Raw genomic sequence first — 2,409 nt, 5'->3', positions numbered from 1 at the left:
TGAAGAAAGTGCACAAGGCCAAGGCCCACACTTAGAAGCACTTGCCTCACATGTTGGTTGTAATGCCCAACAAACGGTGCTTCTCGAAAAGGCATTGCAGCAAAACTATCATGGTGTATTTGCCAAAGATCATATTAGTCATTCAATCAATGAATTCTATACGGTGGTCAACAATGATGAGCAACTTGCTGCTTGTTGGCCCAATACATAAGCCAAATTCCACCATCCTGACATACCTCACCGAATGATTGTTAATCCAATGGTCTAAGAACTCAGGCAGTAAAATGCTGCCATTATACGTAGTGCCGAACGGGTATCAACCATGCATCTGCATGGAAAAGGTTAAAAATCTAAGGAATGATATAATACCGACCATATCTTAATAGAGTAATGATGAGATCATTCAAATTAGTATTTACACTTACTGGATTAGTTTTTTTAATCAGTTCGTCCAATGCGTTTGCCTGTCACAGAGGGTTTAGAAATCTTATAACTATGCAAAACCATGCTGGATTTGAAAGGACTAAAATCCCTCAAACACCTTCAAAACGTGGAAGTGGGTTTGGATTGACAACAGAACCAACTACCGAGTCTACCGAATTTACTTCAGATATAGCTATCGGAACTACCGTTCAATCTGTTGGGTTGAGTGCAACTTCGACTGATTGCAATTCACGAATTGCCAACATTGAAAAGTTCTTCGACAAAAGCTATAAACAAATCGCTGAAGAAAGCGCACAAGGCCAAGGCCCACACTTAGAAGCACTTGCCTCACAAGTTGGTTGTAATGCCCAACAAACGGCGCTTCTTGAAAAAGCAATGCAGCAAAACTATCACGGTATATTTGCCAAAGATGATATCAATCACTCGGTCAATGAATTCTACACGGTGGTCAATAGTGATGATCAACTAACTGCCTGTTGGCCCAACTCATAAGCCAAATTCCACCATCCTGACACACCTCACCAACTAGTCTCCTCAGAATATTGTCTGCCTAATGTTATTTATCAAATAGTAGATTTGGTAACAATTGGGCCTCTGTCTTTAAGGCGTATTGATCAAATCACTTGTAAGCTTAGTGTTTACTTGGTTTGGTGGGATTTTCTAAATGTATACTAATACAGAAAGTATACATTCGCACCATCCTTCTATCTGCTTGGCCTCATCTGATTGCTCATCTGGGGCTAGTTCAATTTTTATCACAGCAAAGACAGTTAGCAGGTTTAACAACGGAATTTAGTCCAAATCTATCTGTTTTCTGTTCTGATAGCCTATGAAACCCTTTAGGCATTCGAATTACTCACTTCACAATCCTGACTAATACTCAGCTACCCCTAATGCACTGATTACTGTTAATATTCTGTGTTGAAAACTCTCAAGCAACTAACTCCAAAGAATTCAACAGCTCTTCATAGTCCCATTCTTTGTTCTTCTCCCCAGCTAGCTTCACCTTCAATTCCAAAGCCCTCAGGACATATGACCAGTTGCCCAGTGAAGTGTTGACCCAGAGGAATCGATCAATCAACTCTTCAAGATTATCTGGGTCTTTTTCGATTGCTTCCAACAGTGGTGCTGCGTGATAATGCTCGAAGATTTTCAGGTGTTTGACTAGCTGATTCAGGACCCTAAGTGATGTCTGATAGTCACAAGCCTCCAGAGCCTTGTCCTTCAGTTCAATGTGCTGCTGAACAGTCGAATCTGCCCGCATTTGTAAACGCTCTCTACGGGCATTCTGAGCATCCTGAAGGCTATGTTTGACCTTAGTATTTCTTAGTAGTCCGTACGCCATTTCCGCCGGATGCTTGGTCTTGTAGCCTGCCCGAAGAACAGCCTGTGTTCCATTGCCGTCGACTTGATATTCTTCAACGAATCGTTGCTGCTTGAAGGTCAGATTTGGAGATGTATTCATCAGAATTCTCCTCGGTAGAAAATTGGGCTCAGATAAAAATCGATTAGAGGAGGTAATTAATGAAGGGTGGGGGTATTTGGTCTGTCCCCCCTAAGGTAAGTTGGATATGTTTTGATCAATCTCTGTAAAGGATAAATTACTGATGATGGTTTGATGTGTCAGAGAGATAGAGTATTTCGTTTTTTTATCAATAAATACCACATAATTTCAATTAATTAAACTTTTTCATTATACCACAATTCGGTCGAAATCTAAAGACGATCTGGCGTGAGTGAAGAGAAACTCTGAGAGGCTTATGGGATGTGTTCGTGCAAGCTTTTGAATGCAAAACCGAGGTTAGTGCCTATTTGTCCAGATTGTGTTGTCAAAAGATTGGGGTATTTGAGGATAGATCTGAGGAAGAGCATCGTAGGTTCGCTATACCGTATTGATTACCCACTGCTATCAGGACCTTACTCGACCTGTCAGCCTTCTGGCATTCTGCCGATTGGTTGGACTGA

General features: G+C 41.2%; 3 protein-coding genes. 2 read left to right on the top strand and 1 reads right to left on the bottom strand.

The window, feature by feature from the left end; translation table 11 throughout:
- The coding region (locus P8O70_10455) for a DUF3015 family protein (GenBank protein ID MDG2197293.1) at nt 1–211 on the top strand (211 nt) is incomplete at its 5' end.
- Between the two features lie 179 nt (nt 212–390).
- Entirely contained in the window at nt 391–936 is a 546-nt protein-coding gene (locus P8O70_10450) for a DUF3015 family protein (protein MDG2197292.1), read from the top strand.
- A 439-nt stretch (nt 937–1,375) separates the two neighbouring features.
- On the opposite strand, the gene P8O70_10445 is transcribed toward P8O70_10450, so the two are convergent.
- A complete protein-coding gene (locus P8O70_10445) occupies nt 1,376–1,909 on the bottom strand; it encodes a terminase small subunit (GenBank protein ID MDG2197291.1) in 534 nt (177 codons plus the stop codon).
- Nucleotides 1,910–2,409 lie beyond the last annotated feature (500 nt).

It is taken from the genome of SAR324 cluster bacterium, assembly GCA_029245725.1.
In the GTDB taxonomy this organism is placed as follows: domain Bacteria; phylum SAR324; class SAR324; order SAR324; family NAC60-12; genus JCVI-SCAAA005.
The sequence above is the reverse complement of the archived record's forward strand: the minus strand, read 5'-3'. Positions and strand labels throughout refer to the sequence as shown.

Excerpts from the sequence above, each read along its gene's own strand:
- P8O70_10450 (MDG2197292.1), top strand. The coding sequence starts at position 391 with ATGATGAGATCATTCAAATTAGTATTTACACTTACTGGATTAGTTTTT.
- P8O70_10445 (MDG2197291.1), bottom strand. The coding sequence starts at position 1,909 with ATGAATACATCTCCAAATCTGACCTTCAAGCAGCAACGATTCGTTGAA.